A 2580-nucleotide genomic window follows, 5' to 3' on the forward strand; every position below is an offset into this window, starting at 1 on the left:
GCTCCGGCGGCTCCCGCGGCGGCGGCCGCACCCGCCGCGGCCCCGAGCGTGCCGGCCCCGGCGGCGGACCTGCGGGGCAAGACCGAGAAGATGAGCCGGCTGCGCCAGACCGTGTCGCGCCGGATGGTCGAGTCGCTGCAGACCTCCGCACAGCTCACACAGGTCGTCGAGGTCGACGTCACCAGGATCGCGAAGCTGCGGTCCCGGGCGAAGTCGGCGTTCCAGCAGCGCGAGGGCGTGAACCTCACGTTCCTGCCGTTCTTCGCGAAGGCCACGGTCGAGGCGCTCAAGGCGCACCCGAAGCTCAACGCGTCGATCAACGACGAGACCAAGGAGGTGACCTACCACGGTGCCGAGCACCTGGGCATCGCGGTGGACACCGAGCGCGGGCTGCTGTCGCCGGCCATCCACAACGCCGGTGACCTGAGCGTCGCGGGCCTGGCGCACAAGATCGCCGACCTGGCGGAGCGCACCCGGGCCAACAAGGTCACCCCGGACGAGCTGTTCGGCGCCACGTTCACGCTGACGAACCTGGGCAGCCAGGGCGCGCTGTTCGACACACCGATCATCCCGCAGCCGCAGGTCGGCATCCTGGGCGTCGGCCTGGTCGTGAAGCGGCCGGTGGTGGTCACCGACACCGACGGCAACGACACGATCGCCATCCGCTCGATGGCCTACCTCGCGCTGACCTACGACCACCGCCTCGTCGACGGCGCGGACGCGGGCCGGTTCCTGACGACGATCAAGAACCGCCTGCGGGAAGGGAACTTCGAGGGCGACCTGGGCCTCTAGTGCCCACCGCACAGACCCTCGGCGGAAGGCGCTAGCCGATGCGGATCGTGGTCGCCGGTTCCTCCGGGCTGATCGGCACCGCGCTGGTGCGCGACCTGCGCGGGGCCGGACACGATGTCGTCCGGCTGGTGCGGTGCCGGCCGCGCGCGGTCGACGAGCGCACGTGGGACCCGCCGGCCGGCCGGATCGACGATGGTGCGCTGGACGGCGCGAACGCGGTGGTCAACCTGTGCGGGGCGGGCATCGGGAGCCGGCGGTGGAGCCACGCGCGCAAGCAGATGCTGCTCAACAGCCGCGTCGAGCCGACCGAGGTGCTGGCCGCGGCGGTCGCCGAGCGGGGCGTGCCGGTGCTCGTCAACGCGTCGGCCGTGAGGTACTACGGCGACACCGGTGACCGGGAGAGCGACGAGAGCACGCCGAGCGGGCGGGGCTTCCTCGCCGCGCTGTGCCGCGACTGGGAGACCGCGACCCAGCGCGCCTCGGACGCGGGTGCCCGGGTGGTGCGGATGCGGACCGGGCACGTGCTGTCCCGGTGCGGCGGGCTGCTGGGGACGCTGCGGCCGCTGTTCACGCTCCTGCTCGGCGGCCGGCTCGGCGACGGGCTGCAGTACATGCCGTGGCTGCACGTGGCCGACCACGTGGCCGCGATCCGGTTCGTGCTCGAGCACGACGAGATCTCCGGCGCGGTGAACTCGTGCTCTCCCAACCCGGTGACCAACCGGGAGTTCACCCGCGCTCTCGGCCGGGCGATGGGCCGGCCGGCCCCGTGGTTCGTGCCGGGGATCGCACTGAGGGTGGTCGTGGGCGAGGGCGCCGAGGAGATCCTGTTCAGCCAGCGGACCGTGCCCGGGGTGCTGGCCGCGCACGGGTTCACGTTCCGCTACCCGGTCCTGGCTGACGCCCTCGAAGCGGCACTCGACCGGTGATCGAGGCCGGGCGGGTCGGGACGGCGTAGGGTCGCTTTCGTGGCTCATGTCTCCTGCCGCGCGTCGAGCGCACCCGTGCACGTCCGCGAGTTCGGCTCGATCGACTACCTCGAGGCATGGGACCTGCAGCGGTCGCTGGTCGCCGCGCGGGCGGACGAGGCCGGTCCGGACACGTTGCTGTTGCTGGAGCACCCGTCGGTGTACACGGCGGGCAAGCGCACCGAACCGCACGAGCGGCCCGACGACGGCACGCCGGTGATCGACGTGGACCGCGGCGGCAAGATCACCTGGCACGGCCCAGGGCAGCTCGTCGGCTACCCGATCGTGCGGCTCGCCGATCCGGTCGACGTGGTCCAGTACGTGCGTCGGATCGAGGAGGCCCTGATCGCGGTCTGCGACGAGCTCGGCCTGGCGACCGGCCGGATCGAGGGCCGCAGCGGCGTGTGGCTGCCCGCCGACCACCGCCCGGAGCGCAAGATCGCCGCCATCGGCATCCGCGTGCAGCGGGGCGTCACGATGCACGGCTTCGAGATCAACTGCGACGCCGACCTGAGCGGGTTCGAGCGGATCATCCCGTGCGGGATCCACGACGCCGGCGTGACGTCGCTGTCGCTGGAGCTGGGCCGGCAGGTCACGGTGGCGGAGGTGCTGCCGCTGGCGGAGCGGCACGTGCTGGCGGCGCTGGAGGGCTCGCTGCCGGTCGTGGACCGGTGGCTGCCGCGCTGGACGCCGGCCTCTCCGGGAGTGGACTTCGAGCTCGCCCAGCACCGCTGAGCCTCCCGGCACGAGGTTCGGCGCGGGACGCTAGCAGCGGGCGGGGCCGGCCCGGGGGGGACGCCGGCCCGGGGCCGCAGCGTCGCCG

The 2580-nt window shown here is 73.2% G+C and carries 3 protein-coding genes; all 3 read left to right on the forward strand.

Going from position 1 to position 2580, the window contains the following annotated elements; translation table 11 throughout:
* A partial coding sequence (sucB, locus tag ACRDTB_RS37960) for a 2-oxoglutarate dehydrogenase, E2 component, dihydrolipoamide succinyltransferase (protein ID WP_431437113.1) occupies positions 1-792 on the forward strand: 792 nt, incomplete at its 5' end.
* 38 nt (positions 793-830) lie between these two features.
* A complete protein-coding gene (locus tag ACRDTB_RS37965) occupies positions 831-1718 on the forward strand; it encodes a TIGR01777 family oxidoreductase (RefSeq protein ID WP_431437114.1) in 888 nt (295 codons plus the stop codon).
* A gap of 39 nt (positions 1719-1757) precedes the next feature.
* The gene (gene lipB, locus ACRDTB_RS37970; protein WP_431437115.1) at positions 1758-2492 is read left to right on the forward strand and encodes a lipoyl(octanoyl) transferase LipB; all 735 of its coding nucleotides are present in this window, start codon (positions 1758-1760) and stop codon (positions 2490-2492) included.
* Positions 2493-2580: the final 88 nt, after the last annotated feature.

Source organism: Actinophytocola sp. (assembly GCF_050699935.1).
GTDB lineage: Bacteria > Actinomycetota > Actinomycetes > Mycobacteriales > Pseudonocardiaceae > Actinophytocola.

Excerpts from the sequence above, each read along its gene's own strand:
- ACRDTB_RS37965 (WP_431437114.1), top strand. The coding sequence starts at position 831 with ATGCGGATCGTGGTCGCCGGTTCCTCCGGGCTGATCGGCACCGCGCTG.